A 1,412-nucleotide genomic window follows, 5' to 3' on the forward strand; every position below is an offset into this window, starting at 1 on the left:
TAACACTGAGATACGATGTCGAGGTACTAAGGTACTGAAGTCATTGATGCCATGCTTCCAGGAAAAGTCTCTAAGCTTCAGATAATAAAGGATCGTACCCCAAACCGACACAGGTGGTCAGGTAGAGAATACCAAGGCGCTTGAGAGAACTCGGGTAAAGGAACTAGGCAAAATGGTACCGTAACTTCGGGAGAAGGTACGCCTTTGGCGGTGATGAGACTTGCTCTCTAAGCTGCTAGAGGCCGAAGATACCAGATGGCTGCAACTGTTTATTAAAAACACAGCACTCTGCTAAATCGTAAGATGACGTATAGGGTGTGACGCCTGCCCGGTGCCGGAAGGTTAATTGATGAGGTTAGACTTAGGTCGAAGCTTTTGATCGAAGCCCCGGTAAACGGCGGCCGTAACTATAACGGTCCTAAGGTAGCGAAATTCCTTGTCGGGTAAGTTCCGACCTGCACGAATGGCGTAATGATGGCCATGCTGTCTCTACCCGAGACTCAGTGAAGTTGAAATCGCAGTGAAGATGCTGTGTACCCGCGGCTAGACGGAAAGACCCCGTGAACCTTTACTATAGCTTAGCAGTGAACTTAGAGCCTACATGTGTAGGATAGGTGGGAGGCTTTGAAGCGTTGTCGCCAGATGACGTGGAGCCAATCTTGAAATACCACCCTTGTATGTTTTGAGTTCTAACCATGGCCCCTGAATCGGGGTTTGGGACACTGTTTGGTGGGTAGTTTGACTGGGGCGGTCTCCTCCTAAAGAGTAACGGAGGAGTACGAAGGTTGGCTAATCACGGTCGGACATCGTGAGGTTAGTACAATGGTATAAGCCAGCTTAACTGCGAGACAGACACGTCGAGCAGGTACGAAAGTAGGTCATAGTGATCCGGTGGTTCTGAATGGAAGGGCCATCGCTCAACGGATAAAAGGTACTCCGGGGATAACAGGCTGATACCGCCCAAGAGTTCATATCGACGGCGGTGTTTGGCACCTCGATGTCGGCTCATCACATCCTGGGGCTGAAGTCGGTCCCAAGGGTATGGCTGTTCGCCATTTAAAGTGGTACGCGAGCTGGGTTTAGAACGTCGTGAGACAGTTCGGTCCCTATCTGCCGTGGGCGTTTGAGAATTGAGAGGGGCTGCTCCTAGTACGAGAGGACCGGAGTGGACGAACCGCTGGTGTTCGGGTTGTATCGCCAGATGCATTGCCCGGTAGCTACGTTCGGAATCGATAACCGCTGAAAGCATCTAAGCGGGAAGCGAGCCTCAAGATGAGTTCTCACTGGAACTTTAAGTTCCCTAAAGGGCCGTTGGAGACTACAACGTTGATAGGCAAGGTGTGTAAGTGCAGTAATGTATTGAGCTAACTTGTACTAATTACCCGTGAGGCTTAACCATACAACACCTAAGT

At 50.3% G+C, this 1,412-nt stretch carries 1 rRNA gene; it reads left to right on the forward strand.

The window, feature by feature from the left end:
- Positions 1-1,399, forward strand: a 23S ribosomal RNA gene (locus tag V6255_RS17900); the annotation flags it as partial.
- Positions 1,400-1,412 lie beyond the last annotated feature (13 nt).

The sequence above is a fragment of the Psychromonas arctica genome (assembly GCF_038155225.1).
Lineage (GTDB): Bacteria > Pseudomonadota > Gammaproteobacteria > Enterobacterales > Psychromonadaceae > Psychromonas > Psychromonas arctica_B.